At 67.1% G+C, this 23,938-nt stretch carries 20 protein-coding genes; 12 read left to right on the top strand and 8 right to left on the bottom strand.

Annotation, left to right across the window (positions count from 1 at the left end; all coding sequences use genetic code 11):
* Nucleotides 1-146: 146 nt before the first annotated feature.
* The 4 genes from proX to MRB47_RS15865 form a co-directional block, all read right to left on the bottom strand.
* A complete protein-coding gene (gene proX / locus MRB47_RS15880; protein WP_231403361.1) occupies nt 147-1,226 on the bottom strand; it encodes a glycine betaine/L-proline ABC transporter substrate-binding protein ProX in 1,080 nt (359 codons plus the stop codon).
* A 36-nt stretch (nt 1,227-1,262) separates the two neighbouring features.
* Complete coding sequence (gene proW, locus MRB47_RS15875) at nt 1,263-2,465, bottom strand: glycine betaine/L-proline ABC transporter permease ProW (RefSeq protein ID WP_252101177.1); 1,203 nt, start codon at nt 2,463-2,465, stop codon at nt 1,263-1,265.
* 24 nt (nt 2,466-2,489) lie between these two features.
* Nucleotides 2,490-3,779: a glycine betaine/L-proline ABC transporter ATP-binding protein ProV gene (gene proV, locus MRB47_RS15870; RefSeq protein ID WP_252101176.1), complete on the bottom strand. Its 1,290-nt coding sequence runs from the start codon at nt 3,777-3,779 to the stop codon at nt 2,490-2,492.
* 656 nt (nt 3,780-4,435) lie between these two features.
* Nucleotides 4,436-5,047 carry a TIGR00645 family protein gene (locus MRB47_RS15865; protein ID WP_135149901.1) on the bottom strand — a complete coding sequence of 204 codons (612 nt, stop codon included), beginning with the start codon at nt 5,045-5,047 and terminating at the stop codon, nt 4,436-4,438.
* Nucleotides 5,048-5,252: 205 nt separating this feature from the next.
* On the opposite strand from MRB47_RS15865, the gene acs reads away from it, so the two are divergent.
* Both acs and MRB47_RS15855 read left to right on the top strand, forming a co-directional pair.
* Nucleotides 5,253-7,250 (top strand): acetate--CoA ligase, encoded by a 1,998-nt coding sequence (acs, locus tag MRB47_RS15860; protein WP_252101175.1) that lies wholly within the window; start codon nt 5,253-5,255, stop codon nt 7,248-7,250.
* Between the two features lie 355 nt (nt 7,251-7,605).
* Complete coding sequence (locus tag MRB47_RS15855; RefSeq protein ID WP_252101174.1) at nt 7,606-8,115, top strand: LapA family protein; 510 nt, start codon at nt 7,606-7,608, stop codon at nt 8,113-8,115.
* An 87-nt stretch (nt 8,116-8,202) separates the two neighbouring features.
* Here MRB47_RS15855 and MRB47_RS15850 read toward each other — a convergent pair whose 3' ends face one another.
* Nucleotides 8,203-8,508, bottom strand: a complete 306-nt coding sequence (locus tag MRB47_RS15850) for a c-type cytochrome (RefSeq protein ID WP_011804504.1) — start codon at nt 8,506-8,508, stop codon at nt 8,203-8,205.
* A 108-nt stretch (nt 8,509-8,616) separates the two neighbouring features.
* Between MRB47_RS15850 and MRB47_RS15845 the strand changes: the two genes are divergently transcribed.
* Nucleotides 8,617-8,859, top strand: a complete 243-nt coding sequence (locus MRB47_RS15845; protein ID WP_011804505.1) for a TIGR04438 family Trp-rich protein — start codon at nt 8,617-8,619, stop codon at nt 8,857-8,859.
* 132 nt (nt 8,860-8,991) lie between these two features.
* Here MRB47_RS15845 and ilvD (MRB47_RS15840) read toward each other — a convergent pair whose 3' ends face one another.
* Nucleotides 8,992-10,686 (bottom strand): dihydroxy-acid dehydratase, encoded by a 1,695-nt coding sequence (gene ilvD, locus MRB47_RS15840; RefSeq protein ID WP_252101173.1) that lies wholly within the window; start codon nt 10,684-10,686, stop codon nt 8,992-8,994.
* A gap of 229 nt (nt 10,687-10,915) precedes the next feature.
* Between ilvD (MRB47_RS15840) and ilvD (MRB47_RS15835) the strand changes: the two genes are divergently transcribed.
* Nucleotides 10,916-12,772, top strand: a complete 1,857-nt coding sequence (ilvD, locus tag MRB47_RS15835; protein WP_252101172.1) for a dihydroxy-acid dehydratase — start codon at nt 10,916-10,918, stop codon at nt 12,770-12,772.
* Between the two features lie 154 nt (nt 12,773-12,926).
* Entirely contained in the window at nt 12,927-13,355 is a 429-nt protein-coding gene (locus tag MRB47_RS15830; RefSeq protein ID WP_252101171.1) for a PaaI family thioesterase, read from the top strand.
* A gap of 13 nt (nt 13,356-13,368) precedes the next feature.
* Here MRB47_RS15830 and bfr read toward each other — a convergent pair whose 3' ends face one another.
* Nucleotides 13,369-13,851, bottom strand: coding sequence for a bacterioferritin (gene bfr, locus MRB47_RS15825; RefSeq protein WP_011804509.1), 483 nt, complete (start codon nt 13,849-13,851; stop codon nt 13,369-13,371).
* A gap of 181 nt (nt 13,852-14,032) precedes the next feature.
* Here bfr and lgt point away from each other — a divergent pair, with 181 nt between their 5' ends.
* From lgt to MRB47_RS15795, 6 genes are all read left to right on the top strand, one after another.
* Complete coding sequence (gene lgt, locus MRB47_RS15820) at nt 14,033-14,857, top strand: prolipoprotein diacylglyceryl transferase (RefSeq protein WP_172206531.1); 825 nt, start codon at nt 14,033-14,035, stop codon at nt 14,855-14,857.
* A gap of 235 nt (nt 14,858-15,092) precedes the next feature.
* Entirely contained in the window at nt 15,093-15,764 is a 672-nt protein-coding gene (locus tag MRB47_RS15815) for a GntR family transcriptional regulator (protein WP_011804511.1), read from the top strand.
* Complete coding sequence (locus MRB47_RS15810) at nt 15,761-17,227, top strand: malonyl-CoA decarboxylase (protein WP_252101170.1); 1,467 nt, start codon at nt 15,761-15,763, stop codon at nt 17,225-17,227. The genes MRB47_RS15815 and MRB47_RS15810 overlap by 4 nt, the downstream gene beginning before the upstream one ends.
* Nucleotides 17,228-17,373: 146 nt before the next feature.
* Nucleotides 17,374-18,399, top strand: a complete 1,026-nt coding sequence (locus MRB47_RS15805; RefSeq protein WP_088887419.1) for a Bug family tripartite tricarboxylate transporter substrate binding protein — start codon at nt 17,374-17,376, stop codon at nt 18,397-18,399.
* Nucleotides 18,400-18,466: 67 nt separating this feature from the next.
* Nucleotides 18,467-19,294: an enoyl-CoA hydratase/isomerase family protein gene (locus tag MRB47_RS15800; RefSeq protein WP_252101169.1), complete on the top strand. Its 828-nt coding sequence runs from the start codon at nt 18,467-18,469 to the stop codon at nt 19,292-19,294.
* Between the two features lie 21 nt (nt 19,295-19,315).
* Entirely contained in the window at nt 19,316-20,875 is a 1,560-nt protein-coding gene (locus MRB47_RS15795) for a malonate--CoA ligase (protein ID WP_252101168.1), read from the top strand.
* 105 nt (nt 20,876-20,980) lie between these two features.
* On the opposite strand, the gene MRB47_RS15790 is transcribed toward MRB47_RS15795, so the two are convergent.
* Complete coding sequence (locus MRB47_RS15790; RefSeq protein WP_252101167.1) at nt 20,981-21,424, bottom strand: universal stress protein; 444 nt, start codon at nt 21,422-21,424, stop codon at nt 20,981-20,983.
* A 108-nt stretch (nt 21,425-21,532) separates the two neighbouring features.
* Here MRB47_RS15790 and MRB47_RS15785 point away from each other — a divergent pair, with 108 nt between their 5' ends.
* Nucleotides 21,533-23,938: a heavy metal translocating P-type ATPase gene (locus MRB47_RS15785; protein ID WP_252101166.1), complete on the top strand. Its 2,406-nt coding sequence runs from the start codon at nt 21,533-21,535 to the stop codon at nt 23,936-23,938.

Below are 23,938 nucleotides of genomic sequence, written 5' to 3'. Positions count from 1 at the left end.
CAACCAATGGCAACGCCTCGCCCGCAGGCATGGGCGGGGCGAAAGCCCGCCCCGCCCGATTCTGGTGCTACTTAAAAGATAGCTTCTCGCGCATGAGGGACGGGCGTTATCTCCTGTTTTTATGCAAATTGTTGCAAAGGCACCCGTCAGCGGGCCGCGGCCAGCGCCTGCTGCACCCAGCCGTCAAAGGTCTTCTGGTGTGCCTTGATCCAGCCGTTCACATGGCGTTCGATGTCGGCGGCCTTGTTCTGGCCCCGGCTCATCAGGTGGTTCTGGGCGTTGATGTCGGCCACGGGCAGCTGCATCACTTCGAACAGCTTGGCGGCGGCGGGGTTGGCCTCGGCCCAGGCCTTGTTGGCCACGATCTGCTGCTGGTTCACCACGAAGCCGTAGTTCTTGCCGTTGGGCAGGCGCGTGTCCAGGCCTTTTTGCTCACCGGGCAGGGAGGAAAAGGGCACTTCCAGCCAGACCACGTCCTTGCCGGGCTTGAGCTCGTTGCTCACCCAATAGGGCGTCCAGGTGTAGTACAGGACGGGCTTGCCCGCGCGGTAGCGCGTGATGGTGTCGGCGATCAGCGCGGAGTAGGTGCCCTGCTGGTGCGTGACGGTGTTGCGCAGGCCGTAGGCGTCCAGGTGGTGCTCGATCATGGCCTCGCAGCCCCAGCCGGGCGTGCAGCCCGTCAGGTCGGCCTTGCCGTCGCCGTTGGTGTCGAACAGCTGGGCAATTTTCGGGTCCTTGAGCTGCTCGACGTTGGTGATGCCATGCGCGTCGGCGGTCTTCTTGTCGATCAGGTAACCCTGCGCCGCGTTGCCCGAGTAGGTGCCGCGCCGGTAGAGCTTCGCGTCGCCGCCGGCGTTCTTGTAATAGTCGGCATGCAGCGGGTTCCAGTGGTCGGCCATGAACGTGGCGTCGCCATTGCCGATGGCGATGTGGGCCGTGGGGTACTCCACCTCCTGGATGGGCTGCACGTCGTAGCCGAGTTTTTCCAGGCCCTTCATGACCAGCAGTGTCTGGAAGGTCTCCTCGGCGATCGAGCTCTTGAGAGGCAGCACCTTCACGCCCTTGCCGGGCAGGGCGGTGGGCTGGGCCAGCGCAGCGGTGGCGCCCAGCGCCAGGCCCAGACCCGCGGCAACCGCGGCCAGCGGCGCGCGCAGGCGGCGGGCGAGGGCGGCGCATGCGCCGGAACGTGCAGTGTGTGTGGGAGAGGTCAGCGACAGAAGAGTCATCCGGGGTTTCCTTTCTGGTGGTGAACGGGAGTGGTGTCAGGCCGCGGAGTTGCGGGGGGTGGCAAGCGGGGCGGCTTGCGATGCGGGCGCTGCGGGCTTGCCGCGCACGGCGCGCAGCACCAGGCCCGCGGGGCCGGTGTGCCACCAGCGCGCACTGGCGCGCCGCGGCTGGCCCATGGCCTGGGTGAGGCGGTCCAGCACGATGGCCAGCAGCACGATCCCCAGGCCGCCCACGGTGGCCAGGCCCATGTCCAGCCGGCCGATACCGCGCAGCACCATCTGGCCCAGGCCGCCCACGGCGATCATCGAGGCGATGACCACCATCGACAGCGACAGCATCAGCGCCTGGTTGATGCCGGCCATGATCGAGGGCATGGCCAGCGGCAGCTGCACCTTCCACAGCAATTGCAGGGGCGAAGCGCCATAGGCGCGGCTGGCCTCGATCAGATCAGGGCGCACCTGGCGCAGGCCCAGGTTGGTCAGGCGGACCAACGGCGGCAGCGCGAACACGATGGTCACGATCACGCCCGGCACGTTGCCGATGCCGAACAGCATCACCACCGGCACCAGGTACACGAAGGCGGGCGTGGTCTGCATGGCGTCCAGCAGCGGGCGCGTCCAGCGCTGTGCGCGTTCGCTGGCCGCCAGCACGATGCCCATGGGCAGGCCGATGACGACGCAGAACAACAGCGATGTGAGCACCAGCGCCAGCGTCACCATGGCGTCGGGCCAGATGCCCAAGAGCGCCACCAGCACTAGCGACAGCGCCGCGCCCACGGCCAGGCCGCGGCCGGCGAACTGCCAGGCCAGCAGCGTGACCAGCGCGATGAGCGCGGGCGCGGGCACGGCCAGCAGCAGGTCGGTCACGCCGGTGAGCGTGGCGTCGATGGGCGCGCGCACCGCCTGGAAGAACGGGCGGAAGTTCTCCACCACCCAATGCAGGCCCTCGTTGATCCAGCCCTGCACGGGCAGGCCGTCCGTGGCGATCTGCTGCCACAGGCCGGCCAGGCCGGCGTCGGGCTCGGGCATCGGCGCCGCTGCGGCGTCAAGCCAGTCCACGTCGGCCGTGGCATCGGTGCCGGCGGTGCCGCCAGCGCCCCACGGATCGGCATCCGCGGGTTGCAGCGCCGTGTCGGCGGCCCAGGGGTCGCTGGCTTGTGCTTGCGCCTGAGCGGGCGCGGCGTCGGCGGGTGCCCAGGGGTCGTCGATGGCGGCGGTCTCTTGCGTTGTGTCGTTCATGCGTGTCCTCTCCTTGTGTTGTTCTTAGCGGGGCGCTGCCACCGGCGTGCTGGCTTGCGCCGGGAAGTGGGGGTTGAGCTGGATGGGTGGCACCTCCGCCTGCGGCGGCGGCACGGGCGGCGTGTCGCGGTCCAGGAACTTCATCAGCGTGGTGCGGCTGATCACGCCCTGGTAGATGCCGTCCTCGTCCACCACCGGAAGCGGGCAGGGCGCACTGCCCATGGGGCCGAACAGGTCCGCCACCGGCGTGGCGGCATCCAGCGGCTGGGCATTGGGCAAGAAGGCATGGTGCAGGCCCAGCGCGCCCTGGCGGCCGTGCAGCGCTTCACGCAGCGACTGCGACGACACCACGCCCAGCAGGCGCTTGCGGCTGTTGAGCACGTAGGCGTGGTCGCGGTCCGAGTCTTCCAGCAGGCGCAGTGCCGCGCGGCAGCCGCGGTCGTCGTGCTCGGACACCACGGTGAGCGCCTGGCGCGCGATGTCGGCCGCCTTGAACACCGCCGCAGCGTCCACGCCGCGCACGAAGCTGCGTACGTAGTCGTTGGCAGGCGCGCGCAAGATCTCGTCGGGCGTGCCCACCTGCACCACGTGGCCGTCCTTCATGATGGCGATGCGGTCGCCGATGCGCATGGCCTCGTCCAGGTCGTGCGAGATGAAGACGATGGTGCGGCGCTTGATCTGCTGCAGGCGCAGCAGCTCGCTTTGCATCTCGGTGCGGATGATCGGGTCCAGCGCGGAGAACGCCTCGTCCATGAGCAGGATGGACGGGTCGGCTGCCAGCGCGCGCGCCAGCCCCACGCGTTGCTGCATGCCGCCCGAGAGTTCGTCGGGGTAGCTGGCGCCCCAGGCGCCCAGGCCGACCTGCTGCAGGGCCTCCTGCGCTGCCTGCTGGCGCTCGGCACGGTCCACTCCGGCGAGTTCCAGCCCGAAGGCGGCGTTGTCCAGCACCGTCATGTGGGGCATCAGGGCGAACGACTGGAACACCATGCTGATGTCCTTGCGCCGCAGCGCGCGCAACTCGCGGTCGCCCAGACGGTTGATGTCTTGGCCGTCCACCAGGATGCGGCCGCTGGTGGGCTCGATCAGGCGGTTGAGCATGCGCACCAGCGTGGACTTGCCCGAGCCCGATAGGCCCATGACGACGAAGATTTCGCCGGCCTCGATGGTGAAGCTGGCATCGAACACGCCGATGGAATGGCCCGTGCGCTCCAGGATCTGCTGCTTGCTCAGGCCCTGCTGCACCAGGCGCAGCGCTTCCTGCGGCGAGTCGCCGAAGACCTTGAAGACATGGTCGATGATGATTTGCTTGGCCAACGTGTGGGTCCTTCCTCGGTTGTGACGGGTTGAACGGGCCCCTGCCGCACCAATGGCGGCAGGAACGCAAAGGCCAAAGCGGCACACACGACCCCGATGCGGCGTCCCCGCGAGGGCACGCGCGTCGCCAATCGACGGGCGCGGCCTGCAGGGCCGGGAAGAGGGCGGACACGAAAAGTGACCAGATCGGCCCGAATGGCACGCGAACGGTGCGCAAGGGCCTGGGTGCGCGGCGCAAGAGGTCTGGCTGAGGACTTGCGCAGTCACGCGGGTACCGTGCGCCGCGCATTGGCGGCAGGGCACCCTGGGGCATCAGGGGCGAATACTTCGGCCTGTGTGCCAGGGCCGCCAGCAGTGGGAGGCGCGTTGGCACGGGGCGCTCTCGGGCAACGCAGCCACAAAGAGCGAATTACCTGCGTGGCAGGTTGTAAAACACCGTGAAAGTATAGTTATTCGGTGTTTTTTAGTCAAAAAACGGGTTTTTTGATTTGTGCTATGTCGCGCGTGGACGGAGGGCAGGCTCGCCAGTTGCTGCAAAATTAATAGCTGCTCGCGCTTGTTGAATGGGTGCTACAGGGCTTTTGAAGCAAAAAACCCATGGAGTGCGGGCGTTCCATGGGTTTGCGGGCGATTGGCCGGGTGCCCGGCCGCATGCCTCAGTGCTTGTCCTCGGAGGTGTGCAGCAGCCGGTCGGTGAGTGCGATGGCCAGCGCGCTGAACAGGAAAGTGACGTGGATGATGGTCTGCCACATCAGCACCTTCTCGCTGTAGTTGGCGGCGTTGATGAAGGTCTTGAGCAGGTGGATCGAACTGATGCCGATGATCGACAGGCCCAGCTTCACCTTGAGCACCGAGGCGTTCACATGGCCCAGCCACTCGGGTTGGTCGGGGTGGCGGTCCAGACCAAGGCGGCTCACGAAGGTCTCGTAGCCCCCGACGATCACCATGATGAGCAGGTTGGAGATCATCACCACATCGATCAGCGCCAGCACCACCAGCATGATCACCGTCTCGTTGAGCGAGGTGACCGGCGCGTCCGGCTTGTAGCCGATGCTGGTGATGAGCGCCTGCAGCGCGGCCTCATTGCCGAAAGCCGCTTCCACCAGGTGCCACAGTTCCAGCAGGAAATGCCAGACATAGACGCCCTGGGCGGCGATCAGGCCCAGGTACAGGGGCAGTTGCAGCCAGCGGCTGGCAAAGATCAGGGCGGGCAGGGGGCGCAGCGGGGCGTTTGCCATGTGGGCGGAATGGGGGGAAGGGGAGGTCATGGTGACGGGAAATGCGTCGGGAAGGTGAGGCGCGCGATTTTAGGGGCAGCCCGTTTCGCCCCGAAGACATGCCACCGTCAGGCATTTCACGCATGCCAGGGCATGGCGCTGGAGCGCTGCCGTATGCTGTGGCGCTCCGTCAGTGGCCTGTAAGTACCAGGGCTGAAAGTACCACTCAAAATTCTTAGCTTCAGGAGACAAACCCATGAGTGCATCGTCCAATGCCATCGAATCCGTATTGGTGGAGAACCGCGTCTTCCCGCCTGCCGATAGCGTGGTGAAGGCGGCCCGCGTGTCGGGCATGGCCGGCTACGAGGCCCTGTGCGCCGAAGCCAACAAGGATCCCGAGGGCTTCTGGGCGCGCCTGGCGCGCGAGCACCTGCAATGGACCAAGCCGTTCACGCAGACGCTGGACGAGTCCAAGGCGCCGTTCTACCAGTGGTTTGCCGACGGCGAGCTCAACGCCAGTGCCAACTGCCTGGACAAGCACATGGGCACGCCGGTCGAGAACAAGGCCGCCATCCTCTTCGAGGCCGACGACGGCACCGTCACCCAGGTCACTTATCGGCAACTGCTGGAGCGCGTGAGCCAGTTCGCCAATGCCTTGAAGGCGCATGGCGTGCAGCAGGGCGACCGCGTGCTCATCTACATGCCGATGGGCGTGGAAGGCGTGGTGGCCATGCAGGCCTGCGCGCGCATCGGCGCCACGCACAGCGTGGTGTTCGGCGGTTTCTCTGCCAAGGCGCTGAACGAGCGCATCATCGATGCGGGCGCCGTGGCGGTGATCACGGCCAACTATCAATTGCGCGGCGGCAAGGAACTGCCCCTGAAGGCCATCGTGGACGAGGGCCTGTCCATGGGCGGCTGCGACAGCATCAAGAGTGTCTTCGTATACCAGCGCACGGCCACGGCCTGCGACATGGTGGCGGGGCGTGACAAGACCTTCTCCGAGATCCTGGCCGGGCAGAGCACCGAATGCCCACCCACGCCCGTGGGCGCGGAGCATCCGCTGTTCATCCTCTACACCAGCGGCTCCACGGGCAAGCCCAAGGGCGTGCAGCACAGCACCGGCGGCTACCTGCTGTGGGCCAAGGTGACGATGGAGTGGACCTTCGACATTCGCCCCGACGACGTGTTCTGGTGCACGGCCGATATCGGCTGGATCACGGGCCACACCTACGTGGCCTACGGTCCGCTGGCTGCGGGTGCCACACAGGTGGTGTTCGAGGGCGTACCCACGTACCCCAACGCCGGGCGCTTCTGGCAGATGATCGAGCGCCACAAGGTCACGGTGTTCTACACGGCGCCCACTGCCATCCGCTCGCTCATCAAGGCGGCCGACTCCGACGAGAGCGTGCACCCCAAGAACTGGGATCTGTCGAGCCTGCGCATCCTGGGCAGCGTGGGCGAGCCCATCAACCCCGAGGCCTGGATGTGGTACTACCGCCATGTGGGCGGCGAGCGCTGTCCCATCGTGGACACGTTCTGGCAGACCGAAAACGGCGGCCACGTCATCACCCCGCTGCCGGGTGCCACGCCGCTCGTGCCGGGTTCGTGCACCTTGCCGCTGCCGGGCATCCAGGCCGCCATCGTCGATGAAACCGGCAAAGACCTGCCCAACGGCGCGGGCGGCATGCTCGTGATCAAGCGGCCCTGGCCCTCGATGATCCGCACCATCTGGGGCGACCCCGAGCGCTTCAAGAAAAGCTATTTCCCCGAAGAGTTGGGGGGCACCACCTACCTGGCCGGCGACGGCGCCGTGCGCAGTGCCGACCGTGGCTACTTCCGCATCACGGGCCGCATCGACGACGTGCTGAACGTGTCGGGCCACCGCATGGGCACGATGGAGATCGAGTCCGCCCTGGTCGCCAAGACGGACCTCGTGGCCGAGGCAGCCGTGGTGGGCCGTCCCGACGACCTGACGGGCGAGGCGATTTGCGCCTTCGTGGTGCTCAAGCGCTCGCGCCCCACGGGCGAGGAGGCCAAGCAGATCGCCACCGAACTGCGCAACTGGGTCGCCAAGGAGATCGGCCCCATCGCCAAGCCCAAGGACATCCGCTTCGGTGACAACCTGCCCAAGACCCGCAGTGGGAAGATCATGCGCCGCCTGCTGCGCTCGATCGCCAAGGGCGAACCCATCACCCAGGACACCAGCACCCTGGAAAACCCCGCAATCCTGGATCAGTTGGCGCAGTCCAACTGATGCAGGAGGCGCCGCAAGGCGCCGGCGCGCAGCGCTTGCGGGGTTGGACGGCACTCCTATCTGCGCAGCAGATGTGGAGTGCCGGCAAAACCTGCATCGGTGGGCCCAGCCCAGCGGGTGAAGGGGTGCCGCGAGGCGTCGGCGTTCAGACTTTGCAGACCCAAGCCGCTTCTTGCCAGGCGGCTTTTTCGTTTCGGGCGAAGCAGCTTTGAACCCTGGCGTTGTAGGAGCAGGGCGCAAATACCGGGTTGGGCCATGACGGGCATGCCGCCATGGGGTACAACCCGCGCATTGGCCGCACATCCCGTGGGTTGAAAACAGATAGCGGTCCAGCTGGCCATCAGGAGTCCCTTGCATGAAGCTCAAAACCCTCATCCTTCTATTGATCGTCGTGGCCATCGGTGCGTTGGCAGCACTCAATTGGGCGACGCTCTCGGTGCCTACCGTCGTTTCATTGGGCGTGGCCACGGTGCAGGCGCCCCTGGGGCTCGTCATGCTGGGGCTGACCGTCCTGCTGGGGGCCTTTTTCTTGGCCTATGTGCTGACGCTGCAGGGCTCTGTGCTCATGGAAACGCGCCGCCATGCCAAGGAGATGGCGGCGCAGCGCGAGCTGGCCGACCGGGCGGAGGCATCGCGTTTCACGGAGCTGCGCCAGTTCCTGGAAACCCAGCACCGCACGGGCTACGACGCCCTGATGGCGCGCCTGGACGCGCTGGAGGCGCGCCTGAGCGCGCGGGCGCAGGAATCGGACAACATCACTGCCGCCTACGTGGGACAGTTGGAAGACCAATTGCACCGCCGGGGCGAGCCGAAAGCCGTGCAGCCCGTGCCGCCGGTGCGCACCGAGCCGGAACTCAGGCTCTGACGGCCCTTGCGCCATAAAAAAGGCCGCAGGGCGTGAGCGCTGCGGCCTTTTTGCAGGGCGCGCCGCGAAGGCGCTTTCCCCTCTGGATTACTTGAGCGACAGGACCCAGGTCGCCAGCTTCTTGGCGTCGGCGGCGTTCACCTGGGCGTTGGCGGGCATGGGCACGGGGCCCCACACGCCGGAACTTCCCTTCATGATCTTCTCGGCCAGCTTGTCTGCGGCGCCTGCTTGGCCCGCGTATTTGGCGGCAACGTCCTTGTAGGACGGGCCCACCAGCTTCTTGTCCACGGCGTGGCAAGCCATGCAGTTCTTGGAGGTTGCCAGGGCCTGGTCGGCGAATGCAGGGGCTGCAACCGACAGCGTCATGGCGAGGGTGATCAGTGTGCGCTTCATCGCGGGGTTTCCTCTAGGGTTGGGGTACATTTAGCCTTCAATGGGATTGTAGTGTTCGCCGTTGACGGGCTCCAGGCCAAAGCTCGCGCGGCACCAAAGGATGTGACCATGTATGCGCTGCTTTTAGGCATCTTGTTGATACTTCTCAAATATCTGGAGATCGGCCCTGTGGCGAATTGGTCATGGTGGTGGGTGTTGTCTCCTTTTGCGGTAGCTGCGGCCTGGTGGGCCTGGGCGGATGCCACCGGCTACACCAAGCGCAAGGCCATGGAAAAGATGGACCAGCGCCGCAAGGACCGCATCAACAAACAGAAGGAATCCATGGGCATGGGTCCGCGCCGACCGCGCTGAGGGCCTCTTCCCTGTCCAGACAACCCGCAGCGGTGCACGCGCCCTGCGGGTTTTTCTTGGGCGGTGATGGCGCAGCAATGATCCTGTTTTGATAGCTGCTGGCGCTTATTGGATAAGCGTTGGCGGCATTTTTCATGAAAAGTCATCCAGCACCGCACCCTTGCTGGCGCTGGAGGCGTTGAAGGCAAACTTGGCTTGCACGCCCCGCATGTAGCGCGGCGTGGGTGGCTGCCAGGCGGCGCGGCGCTGTGCCAGCGTGGCGTCGTCCACGTGCAGCTGCAGCAGCAGTTGGTGGGCGTCGATGGAGATCGTGTCGCCCTCATGCACCAGCGCAATAGTGCCCCCCGCAGCAGCCTCGGGCGCGACGTGGCCCACCACCATGCCCCAGGTGCCGCCCGAGAAGCGCCCGTCGGTGATCAAGCCCACGCTCTCGCCCAGGCCCGCACCGATCAGCGCGCCCGTGGGGGCCAGCATCTCCGGCATGCCCGGGCCACCCTTGGGGCCGAGGTAGCGCAGCACCATCACGTCGCCTGCGACGATCCTGCCGTCCAGGATGGCCTGCAGCGCCGACTGCTCGTCGTCGAACACACGCGCGGGCCCGGTGATGACAGGGTTCTTCAGCCCGGTGATCTTGGCCACGGCGCCTTCGGGACTCAGGTTGCCCTTGAGGATGGCGAGGTGCCCCTCGCGGTACAGCGCCTTGTCGATCGGGCGAATCACGTCCTGGTCCGGCCGTGGCGCGTCGGGTACATCGGCCAGGGTTTCGGCGATGGTTTTGCCGGTGATGGTCATGCAGTCGCCGTGCAACAGGCCGGCATTCAGCAGCACCTTCATCACCTGGGGAATGCCGCCCGCGCGGTGCAGGTCGACGGCCAGGTACCGACCGCTGGGCTTGAGGTCGCAGATCACGGGGACCTTCTTGCGCATGCGCTCGAAGTCGTCGATGGACCACTCCACACCCGCCGCGTGCGCGATCGCCAGGAAGTGCAGCACCGCGTTGGTGGAGCCGCCCGTGGCCATGATCACGGCCACGGCGTTCTCGATGGCCTTGCGCGTGACGATGTCGCGTGGCTTCAAGTCCTTGCGGATGGCCTCGATCAGCACCCGGGCGGATTCGCGGGCCGAGTTCATTTTCTCGTCGTGCGGATTGGCCATGGTGGAGGAGTAGGGCAGGCTCATGCCCAGCGCCTCGAAGGCCGAGGACATGGTGTTGGCCGTGTACATGCCGCCGCACGAGCCCGTGCCCGGGATGGCGTGCTGCTCGATGTCCTTGAGTTCCTGGTCGGTCATCCTGCCCGCGGCGTTCTGGCCCACGGCTTCGAACACGCTCACGATGTTCAGGTCTTGCCCCTGCCAGCGGCCCGGCAGGATGGTGCCGCCATACACGTAGATCGCCGGTACGTTGGCGCGCAGCATGCCCATCAGGCCGCCGGGCATGTTCTTGTCGCAGCCGCCGATGACGACCACGCCGTCCATCCACTGGCCCTGCACGCAGGTCTCGACGCAGTCGGCAATCACCTCGCGGCTCACCAGGCTGTACTTCATGCCCTCGGTACCCATGGCCATGCCGTCGCTGATGGTGGGCGTGCCGAAGACCTGGGCGTTGCCGCCCGCTTCCTCGATGCCTGCGATGGCCGCGTCGGCCAGGCGTTGCAGGCCGCTGTTGCAGGGCGTGATGGTGCTGTGCCCGTTGGCCACGCCCACCATGGGCTTGGCGAAGTCACCCTCCTGGTAGCCCATGCCGTAGAACATGGAGCGGTTGGGCGCGCGCGCCTTGCCCTGGGTGATGTGGGCGGAGCGGCGGTTCAGCGGCAGCGGGTCGGTCATGGCGGGTCCTGCTTCTGCGGTGGCGAGACGGCCGAGTGTGGACGCCGCCGCAGCGGCTGTCCATGCGGGTGAATGCGGGGCCAGGGCGCCAACGTGGGTACCGGGGCTACGACATAATCAAACGGTTTTGCCTAGGGCGGGGCTCAAGAGGTTTCCGCTGCGGCGCGCGCAGGCCCCCAAGCGCACGGGCCCATCGACTTTCCTGAGCCACTCATCTCCCGCAACCACGATGCCCGCATACCGTTCCAAGACCTCCACCGCCGGCCGCAACATGGCAGGGGCCCGCTCCCTGTGGCGCGCCACCGGCATGAAAGACGCCGATTTCTCCAAGCCCATCATCGCGGTGGTCAACTCGTTCACCCAGTTCGTGCCCGGCCATGTGCACCTGAAAGACCTGGGCCAGCTCGTGGCGCGCGAGATCGAGGCCGCCGGCGGCGTGGCCAAGGAGTTCAACACCATCGCCGTGGATGACGGCATCGCCATGGGCCACGACGGCATGCTGTATTCGCTGCCCAGCCGCGACATCATTGCCGACAGCGTGGAATACATGGTGAACGCGCACTGTGCCGACGCCATGGTCTGCATCAGCAACTGCGACAAGATCACCCCCGGCATGCTCATGGCCGCCATGCGGCTGAACATCCCGGTGATCTTCGTCTCCGGCGGCCCCATGGAGGCCGGTAAGGTGCAGCAGACCGTGCCCGGCACCAGCACCATCCAGATCAAGAAGCTGGACCTGATCGACGCCATGGTGATGGCTGCTGACGACAAGGTGAGCGACGCCGACCTGGCCGAGGCCGAGCGCAATGCCTGCCCCACCTGCGGCTCCTGCTCGGGCATGTTCACCGCCAACTCCATGAACTGCCTGACCGAGGCGCTGGGCCTGTCCCTGCCCGGCAACGGCACCGTGGTGGCCACGCACGCCGACCGCGAGCAGCTGTTCAAGCGCGCGGGCCGCCGCATCGTGGAGCTGGCGCGCCAGCACTATGAGCAGGACGATGAGCGCATCCTGCCGCGCTCGGTGGGCTTCAAGGCGTTCGAGAACGCGATGACGCTGGACATCGCCATGGGCGGCTCCACCAACACCATCCTGCACCTGCTGGCGATCGCGCAGGAGGCCGGCATCGACTTCAGCATGGCCGACATCGACCGCCTGTCGCGCAGCGTGCCGCAGCTGTGCAAGGTGGCACCCAACACCGACAAGTACCACATCGAGGACGTGCACCGCGCCGGCGGCATCTTCGCCATCCTGGGCGAGCTGGAGCGTGCGGGCAAGCTGCACACCGACGTGCCCACCATCCACGCACCCACACTGGGCGAGGCGCTGGCGCAGTGGGACGTGACGCGCACGCAGGACGAGGCAGTCCAGACGTTCTACAAGGCCGGCCCCGGCGGCGTGCCCACGCAAGTGGCCTTCAGCCAGAGCGTGCGCTGGCCGAGCCTGGACCTGGACCGCGCCGCGGGCTGTATCCGCTCCACGGAGCACGCCTTCAGCAAGGAAGGCGGCCTGGCGGTGCTCACCGGCAACATCGCCAAGGACGGCTGCGTGGTCAAGACCGCGGGCGTTCATGAATCCATCCTGGTCTTTGAAGGCCCGGCGCATGTGGTCGAAAGCCAGGACGAGGCGGTGGAGAACATCCTGGCCGACAAGGTCAAGTCCGGCGACGTGGTGGTGGTGCGCTACGAGGGCCCCAAGGGCGGCCCCGGCATGCAGGAAATGCTCTACCCCACGAGCTACATCAAATCCAAGGGCCTGGGCAAGGCATGCGCGCTGCTGACCGACGGGCGCTTCTCTGGCGGCACCTCGGGCCTGTCCATCGGCCACTGCTCGCCCGAGGCGGCAGCCGGCGGCGCGATCGGCCTGGTGCGCGACGGCGACCGCATCCGCATCGACATTCCCAACCGCACCATCAACGTACTGGTGAGCGACGAGGAGTTGGCCCAGCGCCGCGCCGAGCAGGACGCCAAGGGCTGGAAGCCCGCCCAGCCACGTCCGCGCAAGGTCTCGGCCGCGCTCAAGGCCTATGCCAAGCTCGTGACGTCGGCCGACAAGGGCGCGGTGCGCGACGTGTCGCTGCTGGACTGACGTGGTGCGGTGCACGCCCATGCCGGGTGTGCGCTCCTGATTTATGAGCTGCTCGCGCTGGACGGAAGCAATTTACAGGTGCGTTTGAGCTTCAAATGACCGTGCGGCCAGCGCCAACAGCTCTTTTTGTTGTAGCAACGGAATGCCATCGCCCATGAACGAGTTCCAGCAACGCATCGCAGCCAGCTTCGCGGCACAAGGTTTGATGGCCACCCTCGGCGCCCGCCTGGCGCTGGTGGCCGAGGGCGAGGTGCATATCGAGATGCCGTTCTCCATCCACCTGTCGCAGCAGCAGGGCTTCGTGCACGCCGGGGCCATCACCAGCATCGTGGACAGCGCCTGCGGCTACGCGGCGCTGACCCGCTCGCCCCCCGGCTGCGAGATCGTCACGGCGGAATTCAAGACCAACTTCATGCGGCCCGCCATGGGTACGCGCTTCCTGGCCGTGGGCAAGGTGCAAAACGCCGGGCGCATGCTCACCGTGTGCACCGGCGAAGTGCGCGCGTACACGGGCGACGGGCCCGACTACAAGGTGGTGGCGTTGATGCAGGCCACCATGGTCAACGTGCCGGCCGGCGCCTGAGAGCGCCGCAGCCTCACGAGCCCGAAGGGCCGCCCGCCTGGGTTTGCAGGTAGTTGGGCAGGCCGATCTTCTCGATCAGGCCGAGCTGCTTTTCCAGCCAGTAGGCGTGGTCTTCCTCGGTGTCGCGCAGCTGGGCCAGCAACATGTCGCGGCTCACGTAGTCGCGGTGGGATTCGCACAGGGCCATCGCGGCCTTCAAGCGGGCCTGTACGGTGTATTCGGTGTCCAGGTCCTTACGCAACATCTCCTGCGCGGACTCGCCGGGCGTGAAGTCGTGCGGGCGCATGTCGGGGCGCCCGCCCAGCATCAGGATGCGGCGCAGGATGGCGTCGGCATGCTGGGTTTCCTCCTCCATCTCGTGACCCATGCGCTCGTACAGGCGGGTGAGGCCCTGGTCCTCGTACTGGCGGGAGTGGATGAAGTACTGGTCACGCGCGGCCAGCTCGCCGCGCAGCAGATCCTTGAGGCAGTCGATGACTTCCGGGTGGCCTTGCATGTTGTTGTTCTCATGGGGGTGGTGATGGCGTGAGTATCCGGCGCCTTGCGCGCCGGTTCAATCGCGGCCGTCAATTCCCGGGCATGGGCGCCCTGGATGCGGGCCGTACGCAGGCGCATTCTCATCCTGGCAGCGTTGGACGGGCGCGGGCGTGTCACGGCCCTGCGGCACAATGCCCGCCATGCTGATGTACCCCCAAATCGACCCCGTGGCCCTGCAGGTCGGGCCTTTGTCCATCCACTGGTACGGCCTGACCTATCTGGCCGGTTTTGCGCTGTTCATGTTCCTGGGCATGCGCCGCCTGAGCCACCAGCCCTACGCATCCCTGCGTGGCGACCAGGCGTGGTCGCGCAAGGACGTGGAGGACATCCTGTTCCTGGGCGTGCTGGGCGTGGTGGTGGGCGGGCGGCTGGGGTACTGCCTGTTCTACAAGCCGGGCTACTACCTGAGCCACCCGCTGGAGATCTTCTACGTGTGGCAGGGCGGCATGAGCTTTCACGGCGGGTTGCTGGGCGTGATCGGCTCCATGCTGTGGTTTGCGCATTCGCGCCGCAGGCCCTGGCTGCAGGTGGCCGATTTCGTAGCGCCGTGCGTGCCCACGGGGTTGGCGGCCGGGCGCATCGGCAACTTCATCAACGGCGAACTGTGGGGGCGCTTCGCGCCGCAGGATCTGCCCTGGGGCATGGTGTTCCCGCAAAGCGGCTCCATGCTGCCGCGCCATCCGTCGCAGATCTACCAGTTCCTGCTCGAAGGCCTGCTGCTGTTCGTGCTGCTGTGGCTGTATGCGCGCCAGCCGCGCAAGCGTGGCGAGGTAGCGGCGGCGTTCCTCGTGGGCTATGGCGTGCTGCGCTTCACGGCCGAATACTTCCGTGAGCCCGACAGCTTCCTGGGCCTGTTGTCGCTGGGCATGAGCATGGGCCAGTGGCTGTGCATCCCGATGGTGGCGGCCGGGGTGGCGATGTGGGTCTGGGCGCAGCGGCAGGACGCTCCTGAGGGATTTGCATAAAAGAAGGCGTCAGCGCTTGTCCAGCAAGCGCTGGCAGCTCTCATTTTTGATTGTTCCTTGCGGGCGGCGCGGTGGCGGAGTGTTGCCGCGTTGCGTCAATATGCGCCGCTAGGGATAGTCCCCATCCCGGCGGCTTGGCATGCTTTCATAATTATTGAAAATTACGCGAAATGATGCAGTTTCGCGACCACTTGTGTGCCATTCGTGACTGCATAACGCCTGCCGCCCATTCACCATGCGCCGTCCGCCCGCCAATTCCCTGCACCACCAGGCCGCCGAGATGCTGCGTCAGCAGATCTTTGCGGGCGAACTGGCGCCGGGCAGCTTCGTGGACGAGGCGGCGTTGTGCGAGCGGCTGGCCGTGTCGCGTACGCCGCTGCGCGAGGCGCTCAAGGTGCTGGTGGCGGAAGGGCTGCTGCGCCATGAGCCGCGCCGCGGCTGCTTCGTGGCCGAGATCACGGAGCGCGATCTGCAGGAGATCTTCCCCGTGATCGCGCTGCTGGAGGGCCGTGCGGCCTATGAGGCCACCGAGCACGCAGGCCCCGCCGACATCGACGCGCTGCAGGTGCTGCACCAGCGCCTGCAGGACCATGCCGAGGCGGGGCGCATCACCGAATACTACGAAGCCAACTACGCCATCCACGAGGCCTTCATCACCCTGGCGGACAACCGCTGGCTGGCCCAGGTGATCGGCGACCTGCGCAAGATCCTGCGCCTGGCGCGGCACCAGACGTTGCAGGTGCCCGGCCGGCTGCAGCAGAGCCTGTCGGAGCACCGGCAGGTGTTCGCCGCACTCCAAAAGGGCGACGCCGCCGCGGCCGAGCAGGCCATGCGCAACCACCTTCTGGCGCAGCGCGACGCGCTGCGCGAGCTTGCACGCAACCACCCCTCACGGATCACACCATGAACGCCGCCTCCACCTGGATCTCGCGCAACGTGGACCGCCTGCGGTCCGCAGACAGCAAAGCCGCCAGCAAGAACAAGGACAAGGACGGCGCAAGCGCCGCGCCGCCCAAGCCTGCGGCCGAACGCTCCACGCACGAGCGTTTGCAGGCCACGCTGCGCAGGAGCGGCGAGGCGCTGTCGCCCCGCGTGCTGCGCCGGTTGCTGACCGACCTGCAGGAAGTGGTGGCCCCGCGCGTGAGCGAGATCGAAGGCGGGCGCCGCGCGCAGGCCATTGCCGCGTGGTACGCCGAGGCCACGCCCGAAGAGCGGCGCGACCTGTGGTTGCTGATGTGCGAGCAGTTCGCGCCCGATGCCACGCGTTTCAAATCGGCCCAGCAGCGCTACGAGGCCGCCGCCGGCACCGACGATGCGCCCCAGGCCGAAGCCCACCTGCGCCGCGCCATGGTGTCGCCGCGTACACGGCTGCTGCAGCGCTTTGCGGTGTTTCCGGAAGGCATGCGCTTCCTCGTGGACTTGCGCGCCGAGCTGCTGCCCCTGCTCAAGAGCGACAAGCGCCTGCTGCCGCTGGACGCGGAGCTGGAGCAATTGTTCTCCACCTGGTTCGATGTGGCGTTCCTCGAACTGAGGCGCCTGTCGTGGGATTCGCCCGCCTCACTGATCGAAAAGCTCATCAAGTACGAGGCGGTGCACGACATCCGCAGCTGGGCGGACCTGAAGAACCGACTGGACAGCGACCGCCGCTGCTACGGGTTCTTTCACCCCCGCCTGCCCAATGAGCCGCTGATCTTCGTGGAGGTGGCGCTGGTCAACGAGATTTCGTCCAGCATCACCCCGCTGCTGGACGAGGCCGCCGAGGCCGCCGACATCCAGCGTGCCACCACGGCGATCTTCTACTCGATCAGCAGCACGCAGACGGGGCTGCGCGGCGTGAGCTTCGGCGATTCGCTCATCAAGCACGTGGCCGAGACGCTCACGCAGGAATTCCCGCGCCTGCGCACCTTCGCCACGCTCTCGCCGATCCCGGGCTTTCGTTCCTGGCTGTCCAAGAACTGCGCCGCGCAGCTGGAGCAGCTCGACGAGAAGCGCCTGGCCGAACTGGGCCGCGCCGTGGGCTTCGAGCCGCCGCAGGCCGCGCATGTGCTGGCCGCGGCCGACAAGGCGCTGGAGCTGCCGCCCAAATCACCCGTGCGCCAGCTGCTCATGCAGTGCGCGGCGCGCTACCTGGGACGCGAGCTGCACGACGGCAAGCCGGTGGACCCGGTGGCGCGCTTTCACCTGGGCAATGGCGCGCGCGTGGAGCGGTTGAACTGGGCGGGCGACCCGTCGGCCAAGGGGCTCAAGCAGTCCTTCGGGCTGATGGTCAACTACCTGTATGACCTCAAGCGCATCGACAAGCACCACGGCCTGCTTGCGCAGGGGCGCGTGCCCGTGTCGGGCGATATCGACAGCCTGTGCCGTGACTGACGGCGCGCTGCCTCGGCGCCGGCGGGCGCGGCGGGCCTTGTATGCTCGCGCCCAGCTGCCCTCGGCGGCCTTGGCCGAGCGGGCGCGCCGCGCCTGAGCACCTGCCAACCAACCCTTTTCACAACAGAAAGACAGGAGACAACGCCATGCGAGAGAGAGAGAACTTGAGCCAGATCGCCACCGCCGCGCTGCAACGTCGTGACATGCTGCGCGCAGCCGGCGCTGCGGGCCTGGCGCTGGCCACGGGCGGTGCCTGGGCGCAAGGCGCCAGCGGCTGGCCGACCAAACCGGTCAACATGGTGGTGCCGTTCCCCGCAGGCGGAGGCACGGATGCCTTTGCGCGCCCATTGGCTGCGCAGTTCGCCAAATCCACGGGCAAGACGCTGGTGATCGACAACCGCGGCGGCGCGGGCGGCACCGTGGGTGCCAGCGTAGCGGCCAAGGCGCCAGCCGATGGCTACAACCTGTTCATGGGTGGCGTGCACCATGTGATTGCACCGTCCATGTACCCCAAGCTGGACTACGACCTGGAAAAGGACTTCGTGCCGCTGGCCTTGGTGGCCAACGTGCCGCAGGTGCTGGTGGTGAACCCGCGCAACGTGACGGCCACCAACATGAAGCAGTTCATGGACTTCGTGAAGGCCAATCCCGCCAAGCTGAACTATGCGTCGGCCGGCTCGGGCACCTCGCACCACCTGGCGGGCGAGCTGTTCAAGCTGCAGACGGGGACTTTCATCACCCACATCCCCTATCGCGGCGCGGGCCCTGCGCTGCAGGACCTGATCGGCGGCAACGTGGACATGCTGTTCGACGGCCTGGGCTCGTCGGCCTCGCACATCAAGGGCGGGCGCATCAAGGCGCTGATGGTGTCGGGCTCCAAGCGCAACCCGGCCTTCCCCGACGTGCCCTGCGCGGCAGAGGTGGGCCTGCCGGACTACACCGTGTCCACCTGGTATGGCCTGTGGGCACCCAAGGGCACGCCGGCCGACCTGCAGGCGCGCATCGTCGAGGAGATCCGCAAGCTTGGCCAGGCCGAGGAGCTCAAGGCCATCTGGGCCGGCAACGGCGCGGAGTTCGGCACGCTGTCGCAGGCGGACTTCGCCAAGATGGTCAGCAGCGAGATCAAGCGCTGGGCGCAGGTGGTGAAGGCCTCGGGCGCCAAGCTGGAGTGATGTAGTCCCCCACTGCGGCGCCCCTCCAGTGGCGCCGCCTCCACCCCCACGAAGAGAGTCCGATCGCATGCCAGGTGAAGTTGTCGCGGCCATGGCCGCAGGAGAGGCCGCCGGCCGCGGCGTGGTGCGAGTGACGCTGCGCCACGAGGGCCGGCTCAACGCCATGTCGCGCGCCATGTGGCGCCAGTTGCGCACGGTGTTCCTGGACATCCAGCGCAGCGATGGCGTGCGCTGCGTGCTCATCGAGGGGGCAGGGGAGGCGTTCTGTGCGGGGGGGGATATTTCCGAGTACCCCGCCTTTCGCTTCGACCCCGCGCAGCTGCGCGACTTCCACGAGAGCGATGTCTGGGGCGGGCTGGCGGCCATGCTGGACTGCGACGTGCCCATCGTCGCGCGCATCGCAGGCGCCTGCATGGGCGCGGGCGTGGAGATCGCCAGCTGCTGCGACATCCGCATTGCCGCTGCCGGCGCGCGTTTCGGCGCGCCCATCGCCAAGCTGGGCTTTCCGATGGCGCCGCGCGAGGCCGCCTTGGTGGCGGGCGCCGTGGGCGACGTGACGGCGCGCCAGATGCTGTTGGAGGCGGCCACCTTCAGCGCCGCCGAGATGGCGCAGCGGGGCTTTCTGAGCCGCGTGGTCGACACCGAGCAGCTGGACGCGCAAGCCCTGGGCACGGCGCTGCGCATCGCAGCCTTGGCGCCCGGTGCGGCCCGGCTCAACAAGCAGACCTTGCGCGCTATACGAAAAAATGTGCCGCTAGCGCCCGATCAGCAAGCGCAAGCAGCTTCTGATTTGATAGCGGATAACGCACTGGCCGACCCCTACGCCTATGCCGACAGCGCCGAACACCGCGAGGGCATCAACGCCTTCCTGGCCAAGCGCGCTCCCGTTTTCTGATTCCTTTGTGTGTGCACCACCATGAGCTCCTCCTCCCAGAACCTGTTTTCCGCGCTGCGCGCCGCCTTTCCTGCTGACCTGGACCAGACCGCCGTCGAGGCCGCCTCGGCCGCGGGCGCGCCGCTGCTCTACACCTGGCGCGACCTCGACCGCGCCAGCGCCCGCATCGCCAACCTGCTGGCATCGCTGAAGCTGCCCGAGGGCAGCCGCATCGCCGTGCAGGTGGAAAAGTCGGTCGAAGCCATGCTGCTGTACCTGGCCACGCTGCGCGCCGGCTACGTGTTCCTGCCGCTGAACACCGCCTACCAGAGTGCAGAGATCGAGTACTTCATCGGCAATGCCGAGCCGGCCGTGGTGGTCTGCACGCCGGGCAACTTCGGCTGGGTGTCGAAGATTGCCTTTACTGCCGGCACGCAACATGTGTTCACGCTGGGCGACGACCGCACCGGCAGCCTGCTGGAGCGCGCTGCACACTTCGGCGACGAGCACCGCTCCGTCCCGCGCAAGGCTGACGACCTGGCTGCCATCCTCTACACCAGCGGCACCACGGGACGCAGCAAGGGCGCGATGCTCACGCATGGCAACCTGCTGTCCAATGCCCAGGTGCTCAAGGACTACTGGGGCTGGAAGCCCGGCGACGTGCTGATCCACGCGCTGCCCATCTTCCACGTGCACGGCCTGTTCGTGGCCATCCATGGTGCGCTGATCAATGGCAGCAAGATGATCTGGATGGCGAAGTTCGACCCCAAGGCGGTGATCGCCGCCATGCCGCGCGCCACGGTGTTCATGGGTGTGCCCACGCTCTACGTGCGCATGCTGGCCGAGCCGGCGCTGACCAGGACCGCGGCCAGCCACATGCGGCTGTTCATCGCGGGCTCGGCGCCGCTGCTCATCGAGACTTTCAAGGAATGGCAGGACCGCACGGGCCACACCATCCTGGAGCGCTACGGCATGAGTGAGACCATCATGCTCACCAGCAATCCCTACGCGGCCGACGCGCGCCATGGGGGGCAGGACGAGCGCCGCGGCTCCACCGTGGGCTTTCCGCTGCCCGGCGTGGGCCTGCGCGTGGTGGACGATGCCGGCAAGCCGGTGCCCGTGGGCGAGATCGGCAACATCCAGGTCAAGGGCCCCAACGTGTTCAAGGGCTACTGGCGCATGCCCGAGAAGACCAAGGAAGAATTCAGCGCCGACGGCTGGTTCAAGACCGGCGACGTTGGCAAGGTGGATGAGCGCGGCTACGTGAGCATCGTGGGCCGCAGCAAGGACCTGATCATCAGCGGTGGCTACAACGTCTACCCGGCCGAGATCGAGGGCTACGTCAACGAGATGCCCGGCGTGGCCGAGAGCGCCGTGGTCGGCGTGCCGCACCCGGACTTCGGCGAAGTGGGCGTGGTGGTGGTCATCCCCAAGCCCGGCGCAAAGGTGGATGGCGACGCGGTCATCGCATCGCTCAAGAGCCAACTGGCCAACTTCAAGATTCCCAAGCGCTGCTTCGTCACCACCGAACTGCCGCGCAACACCATGGGCAAGGTGCAAAAGAACCTGCTGCGCGACCAGTACAAGGGGCTGTTCGCCTGAGCCGGCGCGGCATTGCAATACAAAAAGGCGGCCTGGGCCGCCCTTTGCTATTTAGATGATAGCTGCTAGCGCTTGATGGTAGGGCGCTAGAGCCTGATTTGATGCTTAGCGCAGCACCAGCACCGGAATGTGCGAGTGCGTCAGCACGTGCTGCGTCTCGCTGCCCAGCAGCAGGCGCTTGATGCCCTTGCGGCCGTGCGAGGCCATCACGATCAGGTCGCACTTGTGCTTCTTGGCGGCGGCGATCACGGCTTCGGCGATCAGGTCGGACTTGGCGACTACGGTCTTCACGGTTACGCCTTCGTTGGTGCCCTGCACCTTGACCTTGTCCACCAGTTCCTGGGCCGCATCCGCCCACTGCTTCTCGATGCGCTTGATGTCCGCGGCGTCCACGGGCAGGCCACCTTCGAAATAGCTGCGCGGATACCGGGGAACGACCTTCAAGGCGACCACCGACGCACCTGTGAGCCCCGCCAGCGAGAGCCCGCTTTCCACGGCCTTTTGCGACAAGGGGGAACCGTCGGTGGCGATCAGGATGCGTTTGTACATGTGCAGCTCCTCATTTCGTTAAGAACGGTAAAAGCATAGGATAGTTCGTGGTCTATGTCTTGATTCAAGTCAATGAGTCCTTCGCGCAATCCGAATAGTCTTGAGGCTATGTCAAATCCTGATGCCGACCCGTGGGCGTCGCCCCTCTCCACGGCTGCACCGGATGAGGTCGCGCTGCTTGATGACCCCCAGGAATGGTCGGCCTTTGGCAAGCCCTGCACATCCACCCCCGCAGGTGCGGATGCCCAGGCGGGGCCGTGGGAGTCGCATGTGGTGCTCGACGGAATGCACTGCGCCGCCTGCGCCCTGACCATTGAGGAAGCCCTGCGGCGTGTGCCCGGCGTGGCGGAAGCGGACGTGAGCGCCGCCACCCGCCGCGCACGCGTGGTATGGGACCCGCGACGGGTGCGCCCGTCGCAGTGGATGGGCGCGGTCCAGAAGGCCGGTTACCGCGCGCTGCCTGCCCTGGATGCGCTGGCGCGGGAGCAGCGCCAGCGCGAGAACCGCAAGGCGCTGTGGCGCTGGCTGGTGGCGGGTTTTTGCATGATGCAGGTCATGATGTACGCATGGCCTGCCTACCAAGCCATGCCCGGCGACCTGACCATGGAAATGGAACAACTGCTGCGCTGGGCCTCCTGGGTCATCAGCCTGCCGGTGGTGCTGTTCGCCTGCGGGCCATTCTTCTCCAGCGCGCTGCGCGATATCCGGCAGCGGCGGGTCAGCATGGATCTGCCCGTGGCGCTGGGCATGCTCATCACCTTTGTGGTCAGCATGGCGGGCACGTTCGATCCGACCGGCCCCTTTGGCCGCGAGGTCTACTACGACTCGCTGACCATGTTCGTCTTTTTCCTGCTCACGGGCCGCTGGCTGGAGCTGCGCCTGCGCGATCGCACGGCAGGGGCGCTGGAAGCCGTGGTGAACCGATTGCCCGACAGCGTGGAGCGGCGGGCGGAAGACGGTAGCTTCACGCGCGTGGCCACGCGCCGTCTGCAGGCCGGCGACGTGGTGCGCGTGTTGCCGGGGGAGGCCTTTCCCGCGGATGGCCGCATCCTTTCAGGCGGTACCCAGGCCGACGAGGCGCTGCTCACCGGTGAATCCACGCCTGTGGACCGACCCGAAGGCAGCCGCGTGACGGCGGGCAGCTACAACCTGCGCGCACCGGTCACGGTGGAGGTTTTGGCGCTGGGCAGTGAGACGCGCTTTGGGCAGATCGTGGCATTGATGGAGAGCGCGTCTTTGCAAAAGCCCCGCCTGGCGCAGCTGGCGGATCGGGTGGCCCGGCCTTTCCTGGTGGCGGTGTTGTTGGCCGCGGGTCTGGCGGCAGTGTGGTGGTGGCCGAGCGACCCCAGCCACGCCCTGATGGTGGCGGTGGCGGTGCTCATCGTTACGTGCCCCTGCGCGCTGTCTCTGGCCACGCCGGTGGCCATGCTGACGGCTGCGGGTACCTTGGCGCGGAGGGGCGTGCTGGTGCGCAACCTGCAAGGGCTGGAGGCCCTGGCCGCGGTGGATACGGTGGTCTTCGACAAGACGGGCACGCTGACCCGCGATGGGCTTGCGCTGCATGCCGTACATGTGGCGCCAGGGGCCGGCTGGGGCGAGGGCGAGGCGCTGGCGCTGGCTTCGGCGCTGGCGGCGCATTCACTGCATCCCGCCTCGCGCGCGCTGGCATCGGCCGCGCAGTCTGCCGCGGCGCCCGCGGGCTGGACGGTCCATGCCGTGCAGGAGCTGCCGGGTGCAGGCCTGGTGGCCCGTGCATCGTCACCGTCACACGCCCAGGAAACGATTCTGCGCCTGGGCTCTGCGGCCCATGCCCGCGTGCCTGCCGTGGGCGGCGATGCGGGGCCGCAAGTCGTGCTGTCGATGGAATGCGAAGGCGCGGCGGTGGAAATCGCGCGGTTCGTGCTGAGCGAACAACTGCGCCCCGAGGTCGCGGCGACCGTGCGCGGGCTGCGCGCCGAAGGCGTGGCGGTCGAGCTGCTGTCCGGCGACCGGGCCGAGTCCGTGCAACGGGTGGCTGCCCAGGCGGGCATCGGCCAGGCCCGGGGAGACTGCACCCCGCAGGACAAGCTCGCGCATCTGCAGACGTTGCAGGCGCAAGGACACCATGTGGCGATGGTGGGCGACGGGCTCAACGACGGCCCCGTGCTGGCCGGTGCGCATGTCTCGTTTGCGTTCGGCCGCGCCGTGCCCCTGGCCCAGTCTCGGTCCGACTTCGTGGTTATGGGCGAAAATCTCGCCCTTGTTGCGCAGGCGCTCTGGCTGGCGCGGCGCACATTGCGCATCGTCCGCCAGAACCTGTGGTGGGCGGCTGCATACAACGCGCTGTGTGTGCCCCTGGCGATTGCGGGCTACATGCCGGCTTGGCTCGCGGGCCTGGGCATGGCGCTGAGTTCACTGCTCGTCGTGCTCAACGCGGCCCGCCTGGCGCGCCTGCCGGAGCCGCTCAGCCACGAGAGTTCCGGCGACTGCGCTGGTGCACCACGTGCCGTGAGCACGCCCTTGGAGGTCGTCTGA

Source organism: Diaphorobacter sp. LI3 (genome assembly GCF_022807955.1).
Taxonomy (GTDB): Bacteria; Pseudomonadota; Gammaproteobacteria; order Burkholderiales; family Burkholderiaceae_C; genus Diaphorobacter; species Diaphorobacter nitroreducens.
This window is presented reverse-complemented; position numbering and strand designations above follow the sequence as displayed.

Coding starts and splice junctions, on each gene's coding strand:
- MRB47_RS15865 (WP_135149901.1), bottom strand. CDS start 5,047: ATGACCTCCCCTTCCCCCCATTCCGCCCACATGGCAAACGCCCCGCTG.
- MRB47_RS15785 (WP_252101166.1), top strand. CDS start 21,533: ATGTCAAATCCTGATGCCGACCCGTGGGCGTCGCCCCTCTCCACGGCT.
- MRB47_RS15845 (WP_011804505.1), top strand. CDS start 8,617: ATGTATGCGCTGCTTTTAGGCATCTTGTTGATACTTCTCAAATATCTG.
- MRB47_RS15790 (WP_252101167.1), bottom strand. CDS start 21,424: ATGTACAAACGCATCCTGATCGCCACCGACGGTTCCCCCTTGTCGCAA.
- acs (WP_252101175.1), top strand. CDS start 5,253: ATGAGTGCATCGTCCAATGCCATCGAATCCGTATTGGTGGAGAACCGC.
- MRB47_RS15830 (WP_252101171.1), top strand. CDS start 12,927: ATGAACGAGTTCCAGCAACGCATCGCAGCCAGCTTCGCGGCACAAGGT.
- MRB47_RS15800 (WP_252101169.1), top strand. CDS start 18,467: ATGCCAGGTGAAGTTGTCGCGGCCATGGCCGCAGGAGAGGCCGCCGGC.
- lgt (WP_172206531.1), top strand. CDS start 14,033: ATGCTGATGTACCCCCAAATCGACCCCGTGGCCCTGCAGGTCGGGCCT.
- MRB47_RS15810 (WP_252101170.1), top strand. CDS start 15,761: ATGAACGCCGCCTCCACCTGGATCTCGCGCAACGTGGACCGCCTGCGG.
- MRB47_RS15795 (WP_252101168.1), top strand. CDS start 19,316: ATGAGCTCCTCCTCCCAGAACCTGTTTTCCGCGCTGCGCGCCGCCTTT.
- ilvD (WP_252101173.1), bottom strand. CDS start 10,686: ATGACCGACCCGCTGCCGCTGAACCGCCGCTCCGCCCACATCACCCAG.
- MRB47_RS15850 (WP_011804504.1), bottom strand. CDS start 8,508: ATGAAGCGCACACTGATCACCCTCGCCATGACGCTGTCGGTTGCAGCC.
- proW (WP_252101177.1), bottom strand. CDS start 2,465: ATGAACGACACAACGCAAGAGACCGCCGCCATCGACGACCCCTGGGCA.
- ilvD (WP_252101172.1), top strand. CDS start 10,916: ATGCCCGCATACCGTTCCAAGACCTCCACCGCCGGCCGCAACATGGCA.
- MRB47_RS15815 (WP_011804511.1), top strand. CDS start 15,093: ATGCGCCGTCCGCCCGCCAATTCCCTGCACCACCAGGCCGCCGAGATG.
- bfr (WP_011804509.1), bottom strand. CDS start 13,851: ATGCAAGGCCACCCGGAAGTCATCGACTGCCTCAAGGATCTGCTGCGC.
- MRB47_RS15855 (WP_252101174.1), top strand. CDS start 7,606: ATGAAGCTCAAAACCCTCATCCTTCTATTGATCGTCGTGGCCATCGGT.
- proX (WP_231403361.1), bottom strand. CDS start 1,226: ATGACTCTTCTGTCGCTGACCTCTCCCACACACACTGCACGTTCCGGC.
- MRB47_RS15805 (WP_088887419.1), top strand. CDS start 17,374: ATGCGAGAGAGAGAGAACTTGAGCCAGATCGCCACCGCCGCGCTGCAA.